15 protein-coding genes are annotated in these 17,696 nt (G+C 71.8%); 8 read left to right on the forward strand and 7 right to left on the reverse strand.

Translation table 11 applies throughout. The annotated features are described in order from the left end of the window. Window positions 1-7: 7 nt before the first annotated feature. The gene (locus tag NV263_RS30380; protein WP_263250247.1) at window positions 8-1,183 is read right to left on the reverse strand and encodes a GGDEF domain-containing protein; all 1,176 of its coding nucleotides are present in this window, start codon (window positions 1,181-1,183) and stop codon (window positions 8-10) included. 177 nt (window positions 1,184-1,360) lie between these two features. Between NV263_RS30380 and macS the strand changes: the two genes are divergently transcribed. The 6 genes from macS (at window position 1,361) to NV263_RS30410 (ending at window position 6,523) form a co-directional block, all read left to right on the forward strand. Next, the gene (gene macS / locus NV263_RS30385) at window positions 1,361-2,545 is read left to right on the forward strand and encodes a MacS family sensor histidine kinase (protein ID WP_263250248.1); all 1,185 of its coding nucleotides are present in this window, start codon (window positions 1,361-1,363) and stop codon (window positions 2,543-2,545) included. Beyond that, window positions 2,542-3,213, forward strand: a complete 672-nt coding sequence (locus NV263_RS30390) for a response regulator (RefSeq protein ID WP_263250249.1) — start codon at window positions 2,542-2,544, stop codon at window positions 3,211-3,213. Before macS ends, NV263_RS30390 begins: the two co-directional genes overlap by 4 nt. 343 nt (window positions 3,214-3,556) lie before the next feature. Beyond that, window positions 3,557-3,745 (forward strand): hypothetical protein, encoded by a 189-nt coding sequence (locus NV263_RS30395; protein ID WP_263250250.1) that lies wholly within the window; start codon window positions 3,557-3,559, stop codon window positions 3,743-3,745. Between the two features lie 82 nt (window positions 3,746-3,827). After that, window positions 3,828-4,019 carry a hypothetical protein gene (locus tag NV263_RS30400; protein WP_263250251.1) on the forward strand — a complete coding sequence of 64 codons (192 nt, stop codon included), beginning with the start codon at window positions 3,828-3,830 and terminating at the stop codon, window positions 4,017-4,019. Between the two features lie 133 nt (window positions 4,020-4,152). Next, entirely contained in the window at window positions 4,153-5,514 is a 1,362-nt protein-coding gene (locus NV263_RS30405) for a hypothetical protein (RefSeq protein ID WP_263250252.1), read from the forward strand. A 235-nt stretch (window positions 5,515-5,749) separates the two neighbouring features. Beyond that, window positions 5,750-6,523, forward strand: a complete 774-nt coding sequence (locus tag NV263_RS30410) for an AfsR/SARP family transcriptional regulator (protein ID WP_263250253.1) — start codon at window positions 5,750-5,752, stop codon at window positions 6,521-6,523. Window positions 6,524-6,563: 40 nt separating this feature from the next. On the opposite strand, the gene NV263_RS30415 is transcribed toward NV263_RS30410, so the two are convergent. The 3 genes from NV263_RS30415 to NV263_RS30425 all read right to left on the reverse strand — a co-directional run bounded on the left by NV263_RS30415 (window position 6,564) and on the right by NV263_RS30425 (window position 10,350). Continuing rightward, a complete protein-coding gene (locus NV263_RS30415; RefSeq protein ID WP_263250254.1) occupies window positions 6,564-8,204 on the reverse strand; it encodes a phosphoenolpyruvate--protein phosphotransferase in 1,641 nt (546 codons plus the stop codon). Between the two features lie 508 nt (window positions 8,205-8,712). After that, window positions 8,713-9,633, reverse strand: a complete 921-nt coding sequence (locus NV263_RS30420) for a serine/threonine-protein kinase (protein ID WP_263250255.1) — start codon at window positions 9,631-9,633, stop codon at window positions 8,713-8,715. A 396-nt stretch (window positions 9,634-10,029) separates the two neighbouring features. Then, window positions 10,030-10,350 (reverse strand): glutaredoxin family protein, encoded by a 321-nt coding sequence (locus NV263_RS30425; protein WP_263250256.1) that lies wholly within the window; start codon window positions 10,348-10,350, stop codon window positions 10,030-10,032. A gap of 285 nt (window positions 10,351-10,635) precedes the next feature. Between NV263_RS30425 and NV263_RS30430 the strand changes: the two genes are divergently transcribed. After that, the gene (locus tag NV263_RS30430; RefSeq protein WP_263250257.1) at window positions 10,636-11,325 is read left to right on the forward strand and encodes a TetR/AcrR family transcriptional regulator; all 690 of its coding nucleotides are present in this window, start codon (window positions 10,636-10,638) and stop codon (window positions 11,323-11,325) included. Window positions 11,326-11,343: 18 nt separating this feature from the next. Here the strand turns inward: NV263_RS30430 and NV263_RS30435 are convergent, their stop codons facing one another. Both NV263_RS30435 and leuS read right to left on the reverse strand, forming a co-directional pair. Beyond that, window positions 11,344-13,293, reverse strand: a complete 1,950-nt coding sequence (locus tag NV263_RS30435) for an acyl-CoA dehydrogenase family protein (RefSeq protein WP_263250258.1) — start codon at window positions 13,291-13,293, stop codon at window positions 11,344-11,346. Between the two features lie 158 nt (window positions 13,294-13,451). After that, complete coding sequence (gene leuS / locus NV263_RS30440; RefSeq protein WP_263250259.1) at window positions 13,452-16,331, reverse strand: leucine--tRNA ligase; 2,880 nt, start codon at window positions 16,329-16,331, stop codon at window positions 13,452-13,454. Between the two features lie 182 nt (window positions 16,332-16,513). Between leuS and NV263_RS30445 the strand changes: the two genes are divergently transcribed. Continuing rightward, window positions 16,514-16,936 (forward strand): SdpI family protein, encoded by a 423-nt coding sequence (locus NV263_RS30445; RefSeq protein WP_263250260.1) that lies wholly within the window; start codon window positions 16,514-16,516, stop codon window positions 16,934-16,936. Window positions 16,937-17,043: 107 nt separating this feature from the next. Here NV263_RS30445 and NV263_RS30450 read toward each other — a convergent pair whose 3' ends face one another. Next, the gene (locus tag NV263_RS30450) at window positions 17,044-17,616 is read right to left on the reverse strand and encodes a YqgE/AlgH family protein (RefSeq protein WP_263250261.1); all 573 of its coding nucleotides are present in this window, start codon (window positions 17,614-17,616) and stop codon (window positions 17,044-17,046) included. Between the last annotated feature and the right edge of the window lie 80 nt (window positions 17,617-17,696).

The following is a 17,696-nucleotide window of genomic DNA, read 5'->3' on the forward strand; positions in this document are numbered from 1 at the left end:
CAGGCGCTCAGGAGAGGATCACCGCGTTGCGACCTGCCGCTTTGGCGGCCAGCAACGCCTTGTCCGCCGCCGCGAGGAGATCGCCGAGCTCGTAGCCGAAGCGGTGCGTGGTGGCGACCCCGACGCTGACCGTCAGGTCGTCGAGCTGGCGGTGGCGCCCGTGGGTGTCCCGCGCCGGCACGGACAGCGCGGCGGTCGAGGTGCGGATCCGGTCGGCGACGGCGCAGGCCACCTCGGCGTCGGCGCCGGGGAGCAGCACCACGAACTCCTCACCGCCGAAGCGACCGACCACGTCCTCCCGCCGCACGCTGCCGCGCAGCATGACGGCGACCGCCGCGAGCACCGCGTCCCCGGCGATGTGCCCGATCCGGTCGTTGACCCGCTTGAAGTGGTCGAGGTCGAGCAGCAGGAGGGCGGCGGGTTGCGCCCGCCCGCGCGACCGGGCCAGTGCGGCGCGCGCCAGCCGGTCCCAGTGGGCCGCGTTGGCGAGCCCGGTCTTGCCGTCCCGCTGCGCGGACCGGCGCCACTGCGGCAGCTGGCTCGCCAGGTCGAGCAGCGCCAGCGGCGGCCCGGCGAGCAGCGCGCTGGCCGGTTCGGCGCGCACCGCCACCGCCAGCAGCCCACCGAGGCTCGCGGCGACGATGCCCAGCAGCACGTCGATGGGTTCACCGAGGACGTCCTCGCGCGGCGCGCCGGGGTTGCGCAGCCACAGGCCGGCGGCGACCAGCACCGCCCGCACCATCAGCAGCACCGCCCCGGCCAGCACGAACAGCACCGGGCCCCAGCGCGGCTGCGACCAGCCGATCACCGCGCGCGCCGCGAAGGTGGCGATCGTCGTCGCCGCCGTGGTGAACAGCCAGCGCTGCAATCCCGGGCGGACGTCGAGGACGCCGTGCAGCGCCGGTCCGAGCAGCAGCAGGACCAGCAGGTTCGGCGGCAGCGTGAGGATCCCGGTCGCCAGGTAGGCGATGTGCAGCGTCCACGGGTTGCGTCGGACCTGCCGCCGCACGTTGATCGACACCGTGGTCGCGACGATCACCGTCCCGGCGGTCGCGGCCAGCATCCCGAAGGTGGCCAGCTCGGCAGGCCGGGGCGGCGGCGTGGTGCAGATCACGAGCGCGACCAGCGCCAACGCCACCGCCTGCACCACGAGCACGTAACCCGCCGCGATCAACCGTCCCATGAGATGCGGATCACCTCCGACGGCGAGCCTGGCACAGCACGGCTTCCAGGTGTTGCGCACCACCCGCTGTCGACGCCGGGGGCCACGTGGCGATCACGACACCGGGAGTGGGCGATCCGGAGGTCTCGGGACGTCGGGTCCGTACGGCAGGATGGTCCGCTGGGGAAGGAGCGAAACGTGTCCAGTCCGCAAACGTCCCAACCGGGCCACCCCGGCGTCACCGACGGTCGTACGCCGTTGTGGCGCGGGCACAACGTGTTCCGCGTCGTGACGTTCCTGTACGCGTGCTGCTGGGTCGTCGCGCAGTTCTCGCAGTACCGGCGCCCCTGGCTGGCCGTGCTCGTGCTCGTCGTGATGGGCGCGTGGACGGCGTTCACGGTGTGGCGCTACTGGCGGCGTTCGGGGCGCACCAACCGCCTCGTCGCGCTGGACGTGGCCGTCGTGACGGTGCTGTTCCTGAGCAGCGAGTTCATCCTCAACGACAGGCAGATGTCGACCGGTCAGCCCTCGGTGGTCACCGCCTGGCACCCGACGATGGTGACCGCGTCGGCCGCGCAGTGGGGTGCGGTCGGCGGCGTGGCGGCCGGAATCCTGGCGGCCGTCTGCAACATGCTGCTGCGCGGCTACCTCGACTCCGGCATCTGGCTGGACACGTTGCTGCTGATCGGCGTCGGGCTGGTGCTCGGGTTGGCGTCGGACACCGCCCGGAGGTCGACCGACCGCCTCGCCCGCGCGCTGCGCGCCGAGGCGGCGACCGCCGAGCGGGAGCGGCTGGCGCGATCCATCCACGACAGCGTGCTGCAGGTGCTCGCGCGGGTGCGGCGGCGCGGCGCGGAGCTCGGCGGGGAAGCCGCCGAACTCGCCCGGCTCGCCGGGGAGCAGGAGATCGCGCTGCGCGCGCTCATCGCCACCACCCCGCAGGAGTCCACTGAGGACGGAGAGGCCGACCTGGCCGCCCGGTTGCAGGTGCTGCGCACCGGCCGGATCCAGGTCTCGGTTCCGGGGAATCCGGTGCTGCTGCCGGAACCGACGTGCTCGGACCTGCACTCCGTGGTGCGCGAAGCGCTGGCGAACGTCGAACGCCACGCCGGCGCCGACGCCAAGGCATGGGTGCTGCTGGAGGAACTGCCGGACGAAGTGGTGCTCAGCGTCCGCGACGACGGCCCGGGCATCCCGCAGGGCCGGCTGGAGGAGGCGGCGGGGGAGGGTCGGCTCGGCGTGGCCAAGTCGATCCGCGGCCGGGTGATCGCGCTCGGCGGCACGATCACGCTGGACACCGCCCCCGGCGAGGGAACCGAATGGGAGGTCCGGGTGCCCCGACCGCCGGCCCCGGCCAAGCGCCGCAAAGGAGGAGACCGATGAGCGAGCCGCCCGTCACGGTGATGGTGGTCGACGACCACCCGATATGGCGCGACGGGGTGGCCCGGGACCTGTCGGAGCGCGGCTTCGAGGTCCGCGCCACCGCGGGCGACGCCGCGGCCGCGCTGCGCATCGCGGGCACGGTCGCACCTGACGTGGTGCTGATGGACCTCAACCTCGGCGACTCCTCGGGAGTGGCCGCGACGCGCCAGATCACCCAGGAGGTCCCGGGGACCCGGGTGCTGGTGCTGTCGGCCAGCGGGGAGCACAGCGACGTCCTGGAGGCGGTGAAGGCGGGCGCCTCCGGGTACCTGGTCAAGTCCGCCTCCGTGGACGAGCTGGTGGACGCGGTGCGGCGCACCGCCGCCGGGGACGCGGTGTTCACCGCCGGGCTGGCCGGGCTGGTGCTCGGCGAGTACCGCCGGATGGCCGAGGAACCGGACCAGGACGCGCAGGCGCCGCAGCTCACCGAGCGGGAGACCGAGGTGCTGCGGCTGGTCGCCAAGGGCATGACCGCCCGCCAGATCGCCACCAGGTTGGTGATCTCGCACCGCACCGTGGAGAACCACGTGCAGTCGACGCTGCGCAAGCTCCAGCTGCACAACCGGGTCGAGCTGGCCCGCTACGCGATCGAGCACGGCCTGGACCAGGAGGCCGAAAACCAGGAATGACCGCGGGGTCCTCCCGGGGCGGTGGCGGCGCGGCGCCACCGCCCCGTTCCTTTTCCCCGTCCGGGGCGAGCTCACCGGTCCGGGATTTTCCAGGTTCACCCGACCCGATGAGGTAAATCGTCGACGACCGTTCCCATCGGGCCCAATTGCTCTTGTTTTCCCTGCTGAAAGCCTCCATCACCGACCGTGACCAGCATGGTCGTCTTTTCTGCCGACCGCATTCCCCGATCTTGGGTGACGCACCTGTGACGGCGTGGTGACGGGCCTCTGGCGTACTCGCATCAGCGGCGAAAAGCCGCGATCGGAAATTTCCATCAACGCGAACAGGAGCAAGATCGTGGACATGATCAACGAATTCGCCGAACTGCTGCCCGAGCGCGAGGCCCTGAGCTCCCAGAGCAACGTGGCGAACGTCGACCAGAGCTTCAGCGGCCACGTCGACATCTCCGGCGGCAAGAACACCGTGACGCTGGTCAGCGCGCCGCAGTCGCACATCGGCCAGTCGAACACCAGCGTCGACGTGAGCCACTGAACGATTACAGGATAGTCCCGGGCCGCTCGTTCTCCGTTGTCGCGAATGAGCGGCCGGGATCCCTTCTCGGTGAGGAGTAATCATGCAGCAAATGGAGCTGTCCGCAGAATCCGCGGAGCTTCTCCCGACTCGGGAGGCCCTGGGGTCACTGGCCAACGTGAACGTCGGCGTGATCACCCAGATCAACGTGCCGACCGTGGTCAACCTGGGAGATGGCAACTGCATCGCGGTCCCGAGCCTTCCGTCCGCCGGCGTCGGCCAGAGCGCGGGCTGACGCGTAGCGACAGGGAACCATCTGGCCGGGGGCGGAACCCATTTTTCGCCCCCGGCCAATTCCATGCCCGGCCGCGGTACAGGCCCGGCCGGGCGAACGCCGCCCGCTCGGCGGTGGCTCGCAGGAGGAGGCCATGACAGAAGTCACCGAAGCCGCGCCGGTCGAATCGACCGACGAGCACGCGGTTCCCCGGCTCATCGAAGGCGTGTCGCTGTGCGGCGAATACGAGGGCGGCGGTTACCAGGAGCCCCGCTACCTCGTTTCTCGGGGCGACGGCCAGATGATCCTCGTCTCGGAAATGCTGTACCGGGTGGCCGAGAGCATCGACGGGGAGCGCACGCTCGCCGAGATCGCCGAGGACGTCCGGCAGAACACCGGTGCGGACGTCTCCGCACCCGGGGTCGAGTACCTCGTCAACGAGAAGCTCCACCCGATGGCGATCGCGACGCTGTCGGAGCCCGTCCAGGACCCGCCGCGCTCGAAGCCGCTGCTGTCCCTGGCCATGCACGGCGTGCTGATGCCCGCCAAGCTCGTCCGCAGGCTCGCCGCCGTCCTGGCGCCGCTGCACTCGCCGGTCGCGGTGGCGCTCGCGCTGTGCGGTCTGGTCACGGCCGACGCGTGGATCGTCGCCTCCGGTCACCTCGACCAGGCCATCCAGCACTCGGTCGGCGACCCGGCGCAGGTGCTCGCGGTCATCGGGTTGATGCAGGTCATGCTGATCTTCCACGAGCTCGGCCACGCCTCCGGCTGCCGCTACAGCGGTGCCCAGCCGGGTGCGATCGGCGTCGGCATGCTGCTGGTCGTGCCCGCCTTCTACACGAACGTGACCGATGCGTACCGGCTGAACCGGAAGGGGCGGCTGCGCACCGACCTGGGCGGCGTCTACTTCACCGTGATCTTCATCCCGGTGGCGACGATGCTCTACGGCCTCACGGGCTACCCGCCGTTCCTGGTGTGCGTGGCGCTGTCGCACCTCAACGCGCTCCAGCAGCTGCTGCCGCTGCTGCGCCTGGACGGCTACTACATCCTCGGCGACCTGGTCGGCGTGCCGAACCTGTTCGCCTACGTGCGGCCCTACCTGAACCGGCTGATGGGCAAGCACACGCTGCAGGGCCGCTCCCACGTGCACCTGCGGCCGAAGGTCCGGCTGATCGTCACGGTCTGGGTGGCGACGGTCGTGCCCGTCCTGGTCCTCGCGCTGGGGTCGCTGCTGTTCCGGATGCCGCTGTACATGTCGAACGCGTTCACCCAGGGCGGCAAGTACTGGGCGTACGTGGTGCACGGCGTCGGGCACGGGAGCCCGGGGCTCGCCGCGCTCGGCCTCGTGTCGATGATCATCCTGCTGCTGCCGTGGCTGGGCGCCGCGGCGTTCCTGACCCGCATCAGCCAGCGGATCTCGCGGAAGGTCGCCGCCAAGCGGCGGACCCGGCTTCCGCGCGGCAGGCACCGCCAGGCTCGGGCGCCGCGTCGACGGCCCCGGGTGACAGCTTCCTGACCAGCGCTTTCGAGTGCGGCTCCCGCGGGGAGCCGCACTCGGCGCATCGGGAGGTAATCCGGCGGTGGGAAACTTGCCCACCACTCGCGTCACCGTCCGTGTCTTTGTAACAGCCTTCGGGAACCTCCCCGATGGGCACGAGTGTGGGGCGGCGGTGCTCGGCCACCCGGAGACCACGAGCGCCTGTCGGCCGCGCGGCCCGCAGCCCCGCGCAAGCTCGTAGAGGGGGGAAACGATGAGCGTTCTACCCGTGCGTCCGGAGCCGCACCGGCGGCTGCGGAGCCCGGCCCAACCAAGCGAGTCCCTTCGGCTGTCCCTGCTCGGCGGGTGGTCGCTGCACGAGGACGGCGAGGAGATCGCGGTGTCCAGCAACGGCCAGCGGCTGCTGGCGTTCCTGGCACTGCACGGCCGCACCCAGCGCGACGTCGCCGCGGGGGTGCTGTGGCCGGACAGCGACGACCAGTCGGCGCTGGCGAACCTGCGGACCACGCTGTGGCGGCTGCGCCGCCGCGTGCAGGGCGCGGTGATCAGCACGCAGCACGAGGTCGAGCTGGCGCCGCGCATGACGGTGGACGTGGACGGGCTGGTCGCGGCCGGGCGGCACTTGCTGCACCAGGAGTGCGCCGATTCCCCGGCGGACTGCGCGCAGATCGGTCGCGACCTGGCGGCCCACGAACCACTGCTGCCCGGCTGGTACGACGACTGGGTGCTGGCCGAGCGGGAACGCCTCCAGCAGTTGCAGGTGCACGCCCTGGAGGTGGCCGCCGAACGGCTCGTGCAGTCCCGCGAGCTGGCCAGCGCGCTGGAGATCGCGCAGGCCGCGACGCTGGTGGAACCGTTCCGCGAAACCGCGCACTGCGCGGTGGTGAAGGTCCTGTTGCAGCAGGCCAATCCCGCTCAGGCGATCCGGCACTACCAGCGCTACGAGCGCCTGCTCAGCCGCGAGCTCGGCATCGAACCGTCCGACCACCTGCGCGAGCTCGTCCGCCCGGTGCTCCGGCACCGGTAGCGGACCGCGGGTCCCGCCGAGGCGGGACCGCCGCGGCGGGTCACCCGCCGAGCACCGCGTTGGCCGCTTCGCGGGCCCTGGCCGAGGTGGGGGCGGCCAGGGCCGCCTGGGCGGCCTGCCGGAACGCGGCGAGCGGGTGACCCGCCAACGCGGCTCCGACCGCGGGGACCGCGGAGGCGCCCATGGACAGGCTGGTGACTCCGAGACCGGCGAGGACTCCGGCCAGCCTCGGGTCGGCCGCCGCCTCCCCGCACACCCCGACGGGTTTGCCGAGCTCTGCCCCGGCCCGGCCGACGATGTCGAGCAGCCGCAGCAGCGCGGGCTGCCACGGGTCGTTGAGCTCGGCGAGCGCACCGGTCATCCGGTCGGCGGCGAAGACGTACTGCGCGAGGTCGTTGGTGCCGATGCTGACGAAGTCCACGGCGGCGAGGATCTCGGCGGTGCTCAGCGCGGCGGCCGGTACCTCGATCATCACGCCGGCGCGCTGGAGCCCGGCGGCGCGCACCCGCGCGGCGAACCAGGCGGCCTCGTCGGCGGTGGCGACCATGGGCGCCATCACCGACACCTCGACGCCCGAGTCGGCGGCCGCCCCGGCGATCGCCTCCAGTTGCCGGTCGAGCACGTCGGGCCGGTCGAACGACACGCGCACGCCGCGGACGCCGAGCGCCGGGTTCGGCTCCACCCCCATGTCCAGGAACGCCAGCGGTTTGTCGGCGCCCGCGTCCAGGGTGCGCACCACCACGGGCTTCCCGGCGAACGGGGTGAGCACTTCCGCGTAGGCGGCCCGCTGGGTTTCCACGGACGGCTCGTCGGAGGCGGCCAGGTAGCAGAACTCGGTGCGGAACAGGCCGACTCCCTGCGCGCCGGTCCCGACGGCGGCCCGGGCGTCCGCGGCGGAGCCGACGTTGGCGAGGACCTTGACGGGGTGCCCGTCGGCGGTGGCTCCGGTACCGCTCCACTCGACCGCGGCGGCGCGTTCCGCGGCCCGGGCGGTGACCGGCTGGTCGGAGATCTCGACGGTGCCGGTGTCGCCGTCGACGGAAGCGCCGACGGCGTCGGTCGCGGCGAGGACGCCGCGCACCGCGACGACCGCCGGGATGCCCAGCGCGCGGGCCAGGATCGCGGTGTGGCTGGTGGGTCCGCCCTCCTCGGTGACCAGTGCGAGCACCAGATCCGGGTCGAGGTCGGCGGTGTCGGCGGGGGCCAGGTCGCGGGCGACCAGCACGCTCGGCCCGCTGAGCTCGGGCACGCCGGGCGGGGTGACGCCGAGCAGTTCGGCGACGATCCGGTCGCGCACGTCCTGGACGTCGCGGGCGCGTTCGGCCATGTAGCCGCCAGCGGCGCGCAGCGCGTCGGCGAAGCCGTTGGCGGCCTCGTGCACCGCGCGCGGCGCGGGCAGCGACCGACCGGCGACGAGCTGCTCGGCCTGCGAGATCAGCGCCGGGTCGGCGGCCATCGCGGCGGTGGTCTCCAGCACCGCCTTGGCGTCGCCCTCGACCCGGGCGGCGCGCCCGAACAGCTGCTCGGCCACGGCGTCGGCGGCGGGACGGATGCGGGCGGCCTCGGCTGCCGGGTCCTCCGGTGCCGGGGTGGCGGGCGGTTCGGGCAGGGCCTCGGCGACCCGGGCCACCGGCCCGGACGCACGTCCGGAGCTGACTCCGACACCAGTCAATCGCGACATGGTCTAGACCATACCCTTCTCGCTCGGCCCCTTGGGGCGATCGTAGGCACCGGTCCACCGATCGGCCCGACCGTGCACCACGCCCCGACACGGTCGGTGACCTCAGTGGTTCTTACGTCACCCGCTCGGCGCATCCGGGCGCATTACTGCTAAGTAACATATGAGTAGGCGCACGGATCCCGACAACCCCCCGCGAAAAGCACGCTGTGTGCATGGCACAGACGAGCGCACAGATCACGGAAGCGTCCCCGGGCTTCGGCAGGTTCACCATGCCGCTCGTGGCGATCGCCGCACTGTTCAGCTGCCGCTCCGACAGCGGCTCCGACCGCGAAACCAGTGGGCGCGGCAGGGGGTCGTCCGACAGACTCCCGCCGCCGACCAGGGCCTCCGGTAGCACAGCCCCGATCCCCGGAGAGCCCGTCGACACCAGTCACCACCGTCCCGTCCAGACCCCGGCCGATTCGGCCGGGGTCTCCCCGTCCGAGCAGGACTGACCCGAGCCCGACCGTCAGGCCCGCGTGCCCTGCCCCGAACCGGGCGCGCGGGTCGCCTGCTGCGACCGCTCGGCCTCCGCGGACAGCACCTCGTCCAGTTCCGCGAGGGTCGGGCGGCGCTCGGGTTCCGGCTCCAGGCAGGCGTCGATCGCCGCCGCCATCGCGGGCGGCAGTTCGCGCCAGCTGCGCACCGGCGCCGCCGGCCCGGCGATCTGCGGGTAGTACTCCTCCAACGACGTTTCCTCGAAGGACGTCGCGGCGTCCTCCCGGAGGAAGGGGTGGACCCCGGTGGCGGCCTCGTAGAGGACCAGCCCGGTGCCCCACACGTCGGTGGCGGCTCCCAGCATCCCAACGCGCACCTGCTCGGGCGCCATCGCGAACCGGGTTCCGTGACGTTCGGTGCACGGCCCCGGCGGCCGGGACAGCGCGAAGTCGATCAACCGCGCATGTCCGCCATGGGCGATGATGTTGCTGGGTTTGACGTCCAGGTGCAGGTAGCCGCGGTCGTGGATGTAGCGCAGCGCCGAGCACAACTGCTTGCCCAGGTGCACCACCGACTCGATGCCCAGCGGCCGCTGCGTCTTGGCGAGCATGCCGCGGACGTTCGGGCCGGACAACGTCTCCATGATCAGGACCGGGCTGCCGTCGTGGGAGTCGACCAGTTCGTAGGCGCGCGCGATGTGCGGGTGCGTGAACGACAGCAGCAAGCGTCCTTCGTGCTGGACGAGCCTGCACGCGTAGTCGTCCTGCGCGCCGCAGTCCGGGCGGACCGTCTTGATGAAGACGCGCGTGTACCGCTCGTCGCTCCACGCGTCGTAGGTGTCGCAGTCCCCGCCCCGGCGCATGTGGTCGATCAACCGGTAGCCGGCGGCGATCTCGTACCCCGGCGGGTGCGGACCCGCGGTCGACGGGGACGTGGTCTCCAGGTGGCTCATGCTCGCTCCTGTTCGCAGATCAACACGTGCTGTTGGTGGAGCCGAGATGAGGCATGAGCGTAACCGCGGTCACAGTTCGCGACCCCGCGACGAGTACCGCTTCCGGGGCGCCCCGCAGTCGCGGGAGCTCGCCGTCCCAGCAGGCGGGACACCCGTCACAATCCCCCGGATCAAACTCCTGAACAGCAGAAATAAACCGCCGTAAACCGATCGGTGATCCACCGTTCGAGCTAATTTGAGGCGAGGCGAGGATCTTTTCGGCCCGCTCGGACGTCAGACTGGAGTGGTTGCCGCTCGCCGGGTATCGCGCCCCCGACGATCGGTGACCAGCTGAGGGCCGGTCGCAAAGCCCCCCGTGCGACCGGCCCTCGGTGTACCTAGCCCTGGGGCACCTGCTCAGTCCTTGCGCAGTCCCAGCGCGTTCAGCGCTCCCTCCACCGGCCCCGGCTCGCGCTCCGGCAGCAGGTGCGCGGCGTGTTCGCCGACCGCGGCCAGGACCTCCCCGGCGGACGGGTTGACCGCCTGCCAGTCCCCGACGACCACCGTCGGAACGGTCTCGTTGCCGTCGGCGATGGACCGCACGGTCGCCGCCGCCTCCGGGTCCTGCCAGATGTCGACCTCGCGGAACTGCAACCCCCGCCGCCGCAGGCCGGCGCGCAGCGAGGTGCAGAACGGGCACCCGGGCCTGGTGTAGACGACGACCTCGTCGACGTTCATGAAGACTCCTCCCGCAGAACAGTGCTCGGCTCGCGAGCGAACCCGCGACCGTCGACTACAACAACGCGGACGCCGAGATTCATTCACCCGGCGCGGTCTCTCCGCCGAGCCGCGCCCGGACGCCCTCGTCGGGCGCGGATCGGCCGTGCTGGTGACCTCCGGAACCGACCCGCTACCGTGGGGTGAACACTGTTCACCGCCGCTGCTCGCCACCGGCCGAGGAGAAGCGGCTCCGACAGGCGCCCGGCCGCACCGATCCGCCGGGCGAGGAAGTGGGGCGGCACCATGACCGAGGCCACCCGTCGCGAACGGCTGCGCGCCGCCACCGAAGCGGAGATCCGCCAGCGCGCGCGGGACCTGCTCGTCGCGAGTGGCCGGGAGGCCGTCACCCTGCGCGCCATCGCCCGCGAGCTCGGCATCACCGCGCCCGCGCTGTACCGCTACTACGACTCGCGCGAGGAGCTGCTCCGGCGGCTGTGCGACGACATCTGCGACGACCTGGCCGCCGAACTGCACGCCAAGCTCGCGGGCGAGGACTTCCTGGACCGGGTGTTCGCGGTGTGCCGCACCTTCCGGGAATGGGCGCTGGCGCACCCCGACGAGTTCGCGCTGGTCTTCGCGACGCCCGCGGACGGCGGCCGGACGCAGCAGGACCAGTTCGGCGGGGTGTTCCTGCGCATCGTGGGCCCGCTGATGGCCGAGGGAGCCGTGCAGGTGCGCGCCGAGCCGTTCGAGCTGCCCGGTCTGGCCGCGCACCAGGAATCGCTGGCCCGCGCCTTCACCTCCGAGGGCGTCGACGTCCCGCCCGAAGCGGTCGGCTCGGACGCGGTGTACTGCCTGCTCCGCTGGTGGGTCCGCGTCTACGGCCACGTCGCGTTGGAGGTCTTCGGTCGCTTCCCCTTCGACCTGCACCACGCCGACCGGCTCTACGACTCGATGCTGCACGAGCTCGCCCACGACCTCGGCTTCGACTGAGCCCGGCGGTGCCGGCGCTCAGCGCTCGGGGGCCCGGTCGTGGGCCCGTTGGGTGCGCTGGCGGGCGGCTTCCGCGCCGGTGGCGATCGGAGCGGTCAGCCACTGGCGCGGGAGGCCGAAGGCCGCGACCAGGTCGACCGCGTGCGGGCGGAGGCGGCGGCAGAGTTCGTTGACCGCCTCGGTGACGGCCTTCGAGCGGCGGGGCGAGATCCGCTCGTGCTCCAGGAACCAGCCCCGGTCCGCCTCGACGGTCGACAGCGCGTACAGGTCGCACAGCCGGTCCAGCAGCGCCGCGGTGTCCCGGTCCCGGCAGCGCTCCACCGCCGCGACGAACGCCTCCAGCACTCGCCGTTCGATGTGGACGGTGGCGGCGCGCAGCACGTGGTCCTGGGCGCTGTTGAACACCTCGAAGGCGTTGTCCCCGGTAGCACGGCGCAACCGCCGGGCGAGCCCGTCGAGCACGTGCTTCTCCCGGTCCTCGAACAGCTCCAGCTGCCAGCCCCGGTCGAAGACGTCGTCCCGCCGCGTGTCCGCCACCCGCCGGACCAGCGAACGCGCCGGGGTGCGCTCGAAGACCGCCTCCACGACCTGGTCGGCCACGAACCGCACCATGCCCAGCGGGCCGAGTTCGTCGACGTGGTCCTTGTAGTTCGTCAGCAGCCCCTTGGCGACCAGCTGCAGCAGGACCGTGTTGTCGCCCTCGAAGGTGGTGAACACGTCGGTGTCCGCCTTGAGCTGGGCGAGCTGGTTCTCCGCCAGGTAACCGGCACCGCCGCACGCCTCCCGGCAGGTCTGGATGGTGCGCGTCGCGTGCCAGGTGGAGACGGCTTTCAGGCCCGCGGCGCGGGACTCCAGCTCCCGCTGGCGCCGCTCGTCACCGCTGTCGCGCAGATCGTGCAAAGTGGACACGAGCTCTTCCTGGGCGAAGTGCAGCGCGAAGGTCTTCGCCAGCGCGGGGAGGAGTTTGCGCTGGTGGGCCAGGTAGTCCAGGACGACGGTCTCGTCACCGGTGCCCGGCCGCTCGAACTGGCGCCGCGCGTCGCCGTAGCGCAGCGCGATCTCCAGGGCCAGCTTCGTCGCGCTGCCCGCGGTGCCCGCGACCGAGATCCGGCCGCGGATCAGCGTGCCCAGCATGGTGAAGAACCGCTTGCCCGCGCCGGCGATCGGGCTCCGGTAGGTGCCGTCCGGTTCGACGTCGCCGTACCGGTTCAGCAGCGCCTCGCGCGGCACGCGCACCTGGTCGAAGGTGATCCGGCCGTTGTCGACACCGTTCAGACCGGCCTTGCGGCCGCAGTCCTCGATGCGCACCCCGGGCAGCGACTCGCCGTTGGCGTCCCGGACCGGGACCAGCAACGCGTGCACGCCGTGGCTCTTGCCGCCGGTGACGAGCTGGGCGAACACCACCGCCAGCCGACCGTCGCGAGCGGCGTTGCCGATGTACTCCTTGCGCGCCGACTCGTGCGGCGTGTGGACGACGAACTCCTCGGTGGCCGGGTCGTAGGTGGCCGTGGTGCGCAGGTTCTGCACGTCCGAGCCGTGGCCGGTCTCGGTCATCGCGAAGCAGCCGGGCAGGTCGAGGGTCATGATGTCGCGCAGGTAGCGCTCGTGGTGCCGCTCGGTGCCGAGCGCGACGACCGCGCCGCCGAACAGTCCCCATTGGACACCGGCCTTGACCATCAGCGACAGGTTGCCGGGCAGCATCTCCAACGACACCACCGAGCCGCCGATGTCCTGCCGACCGCCGCACGACTCCGGGAACCCGAGCTCCGGGATGCCGGACTTGGCCAGCAGGTGCAGCTGCTCCAGGGTCCGCGCGCGGTGCGACTCGGTGTCGAGGTCGGAACCGTCGGGGAGCTCGATGCCCGCGAGCGCCTCGCGCACCCGGGAGCGCACGTGCGCCCAGCGCCCGTCGAGCAGCTCCGAGAGCTCGGCGGAGTCGAACCGAGCCGGGGTCGTCGGGATGTCCATCGCGCCCTCCACACGTCGCCAACTGCTGCTCCGAGCGTAGTTACTGGCCAGTAACAAGACCAGTGTGACCTCCCTCGCCCGACTTCACCGCGGCGCCCCGCACGCGAAAAGCCGCCCCTCACCGGGAAACGGTGAGGGGCGGCTGGCAACGTCCGGTGTCAGGCGACCACGTTGACGAGGCGACCGGGGACGACGATCACCTTGCGCGGCTCCTTGCCGTCGAGCGCCGCCGCGATCTTCTCGTCGGCCAGGGCCGCGGCCTTGACGCCGTCCTGGTCCGCCGAGGCCGGAACGACGACGCGGGACCGGACCTTGCCGTTGATCTGGATCGGGTACTCCACGGTGTCCTCGACCAGGTACTCCTCGTCCGGCACCGGGAACGGCCCGTGCGCCAGGGGCCGCTCGTGGCCCAGCCGCGACCACAGCTCCTCCGCCAGGTGCGGCGTCATCGGCGCCACCATCATCACCAGCGGCTCGACCACGACGCGCGGGGTGCCCGACGACGCCGAATACGCCTTGGTGATGCGGTTGTTGAGCTCGATCAGCTTCGCCACCGCGGTGTTGAACCGCAGCTCCGCGTAGTCCTCGCGGACCCCGGCGATCGTCTTGTGCAGCGCCCGGAGCATCTCGACGTCCGGCTGCTCTTCCACGACCCGCAGCTCACCGGTGTTCTCGTCGACGACGTTGCGCCACAGCCGCTGCAGGAAGCGGTGCGAGCCCACCACGTCCTTGGTCGACCACGGCCGGGACGCGTCCAACGGACCCATGGACATCTCGTACAGCCGCAGCGTGTCCGCGCCGTAGGTGTCGCACATCTCGTCCGGCGAGACGGAGTTCTTCAGGCTCTTGCCCATCTTCCCGTACTCGCGGTTGACCTCCTGGCCCTGGTGGAAGAACTTGCCGTCGCGCTCCTCCACCTCCTCGGCCGGGACGTACACGCCGCGCGAGTCGGTGTAGGCGTAAGCCTGGATGTAGCCCTGGTTGTACAGCCGCCGGTACGGCTCCTCCGAGGACAGGAAGCCCAGGTCGTACAGCACCTTGTGCCAGAACCGGGAGTACAGCAGGTGCAGCACCGCGTGCTCCACGCCGCCGACGTACAGGTCCACGCCGCCCGGGTCGTCCGCACCGTGCAGCGCGGGGCGCTTGCCCATCCAGTACCGCTCGTTGTCCGGGTCGACGAACCGCTCGTCGTTCTCCGGGTCCACGTAGCGCAGCTGGTACCAGCAGGAACCCGCCCACTGCGGCATGACGTTGGTGTCCCGGGAGTAGTCCCGGAGCCCGTCGCCCAGGTCGAGTTCGACGTGGGCCCAGTCGCTGGCCTTGGCCAGCGGCGGTTCCGGCCTGCTGTCGGCGTCCTCCGGGTCGAAGGTGCGCGGCGAGTAGTCCTCCACCTCGGGCAGCACCACCGGCAGCTGGTCCTCCGGCAGCGCCTGCGGGATGCCGTCCGAGTCGTAGACGATCGGGAACGGCTCGCCCCAGTAGCGCTGCCGCGCGAACAGCCAGTCGCGCAGCTTGTACTGCACGGTGCCGTTGCCGTGCCCGTGCTCCTCCAACCAGGAGACGATCTGCTTCTTGGCCTCCTCGATCCCCAGCCCGTTGAGGTCGAGGCCCGCCTCGGGGTTGGCGGAGTTGATCCGCGGCCCCTCACCGGTGTACGCGCCGTCCTCGAAGTCCTCCGGCGGCTGCACGGTGCGCACCACCGGCAGGCCGAAGACCTGCGCGAAGTCGAAGTCGCGCTGGTCCTCGCCGGGCACCGCCATGACCGCGCCGGTGCCGTAGCCCATCAGCACGTAGTCGGCGATGAACACCGGGATCTGCCGACCGTCGGCCGGGTTGGTGGCCCAGGCACCGGTGAAGACGCCGGTCTTCTCCCGGTTCTCCTGGCGGTCCAGTTCGGACTTCATCGACGCCGCGCGCCGGTAGCGCTCGACCGCCTCGGCCGGGGTGGACGCGCCGCCGGTCCAGCGCTCGTCGACATCGGCGGGCCACTCCTCGGCGGTCAGCTCGTCGACCAGCGGGTGCTCCGGGGCCAGCACCATGAACGTGACGCCGAACAGCGTGTCCGGCCGGGTCGTGAAGACCTCCACCCGCTCCGCGGAACGGTCCAGCTCGAAGCGCACGTTGGCACCGTGCGAGCGGCCGATCCAGTTCCGCTGCATGGTCTTGACCTTCTCCGGCCACTCCAGCCGGTCCAGGTCGTCGACCAGCCGGTCGGCGTAGGCGGTGATCCGCATCATCCACTGCTTGAGGTTGCGGCGGAACACCGGGAAGTTGCCGCGCTCGGTCAGGCCGTCGGCGGTCACCTCCTCGTTGGCGACGACCGTGCCCAGTCCCGGCGCCCAGTTGACCGGCGCCTCGGACAGGTAGGCCAGGCGGTGCGAGTCGAGGACCTTGCGCTGCTCGGCGCGGGTCAGCTCGGACCACGGGCGGCCGTCCGGAGTGGTCCGCTCACCGGAGGCGAACTGCGCCTCCAGCTCCCGGATCGGCCGCGCCCTGCCCCGGCCGCCGTCCGCCTCGGCGTCGTACCAGGCGTTGAAGATCTGCAGGAAGATCCACTGCGTCCAGCGGTAGAAGTCGATGTCGGTGGTGGCGATCCGGCGGCGCTCGTCGTGGCCCAGCCCCAACCGGCGGATCTGCCGCAGGTAGCGCTCGATGTTGCGCTCGGTGGTGGTGCGCGGGTGCGTCCCGGTCTGCACCGCGTACTGCTCGGCGGGTAGCCCGAACGCGTCGAAGCCCATGGTGTGCAGCACATTGCGGCCCAGCATCCGGTTGTAGCGGGCGTAGACGTCGGTGCCGATGAAGCCCAGCGGGTGGCCGACGTGCAGTCCCGCGCCGGACGGGTACGGGAACATGTCCTGGACGAACAGCTTGTCCTCGGGGACGTCGCCCTTGAGCGCACCGGCCGGGTTGGGCGCGTGGAAGGTGCCGAGTTCCTCCCACCGGCGCTGCCAACGCTGCTCGATCTCGGCCGCCGTCTCCGCCGTGTAGCGGAACCGCGGGACCTCTTCGGTGGTCGAGCCGTCTGCCTGGCCACTCATCGTTTGCGTCCTTCCCCTGCTCCCTCGAACGCGGCCGTGGTGAACGAACCGTTCCCCCAAGTGTGCCCTTCCCCTCGTGTGGCCAGGCACGAAGGGGCTCCCGGACACGCGGGGCCATGTCGTACGGCACATCTGACCAGGTGCGGGGCGGGTGCGCCGGGGCGGAGTCTTACGCTGTCGGAGTGCTCGCTGTTCAGGTGATCCTCTGCGCCGTTCTGGTCCTCGGTGGCATCGGGCTGCTGCTGCTCGGCTGGCGGGGCCTGCGCGCGCAGCTGTCCCGCAACCGCTACGTCGGCGTCCGCACGCCGGCGGCGCTGCGCAGCGAGGACGCCTTCCGACTCGCCAACCGCGTCGCCGGGCCGGCGAATCTGGCCGGGGGAGCGGTCGCCGTCCTGGCCGGCATCTCGCTGCCGGCCCTGGCCTCCACCTTCAGCGTCGTGATGGTCGCCGTGATCGGCCTCGTCGGGGCCTTCGCCCTGATGGCCGTCGGCGGTGTGATCGGCAACCGCGCCGCCGAGGCCGTTCCCGCGCCCGCCCCGGCGGTCGGCGGGTGCGCCGGGTGCGCCGGTGGCTGCTGCGGCGGCGGAGCGGCACTCTCCGAGTAGTCCGTTCGGGTGACCGGATGGGGGCGTTTACCCCCAGGTTGTGGACAACTCGCGCCGCCTTGTGGACAAGTGCGGTGCGGCCACCGGCACCGCCCCGCGCAGGGCTCTCAGTTGAGCTTCACGTCGCCGGGGTGCGTGGCGAGGAACGCCAGCGGTGGCCCCTGGCGGCGCAGCACCCGGCCCCACAGCTCCGAGCCCGGATCGGCGATGACGTCGTCAGGCAGGGCGGGCACCACGATCCAGTCGCCCCGGTCGATCTCCCCGGCCAGCTGCCCGGCGTCCCACCCGGCGTAGCCGGCGAAGAACCGCAGGCCGCGGGCGCGGGGGACCAGGTCGGCGGGGTCCCCGTCGAGGTTGACCAGCCCGACCGGACCGCGCACGCCGACCATCCCCGAGATCGAGCCGACGTCCTCACCGGCGCGCAGGGTCGCCAGGCAGATCGCCGTGCGCTGCTCGACCGGTCCGCCGACGAACAGCGACTGCGGCTCGGTGGCGTGGTCTCCCCACTTGGGCAGCACGTCGTTGACCGCGATCTCGCTGGGCCGGTTCAGCACCACCCCGAGGGTGCCCTCGGGTCGGTGGTGGATGATGTACACCACGGTCCGGCGGAAGTTGCGGTCCTGCAGTTGCGGGGCGGCGACGAGCAGCGTCCCGGGTTCCACGTCCGCGTCTGATCCCACCTCCGCATGATCTCACTGGTTGCCGGGGCACGTATCGCGCCCGAGCAATCCGGTTGCGGTGTCCACGGACCGGGATGACT

This window comes from Saccharopolyspora rosea, from assembly GCF_025643595.1.
Taxonomy (GTDB): domain Bacteria; phylum Actinomycetota; class Actinomycetes; order Mycobacteriales; family Pseudonocardiaceae; genus Saccharopolyspora; species Saccharopolyspora rosea.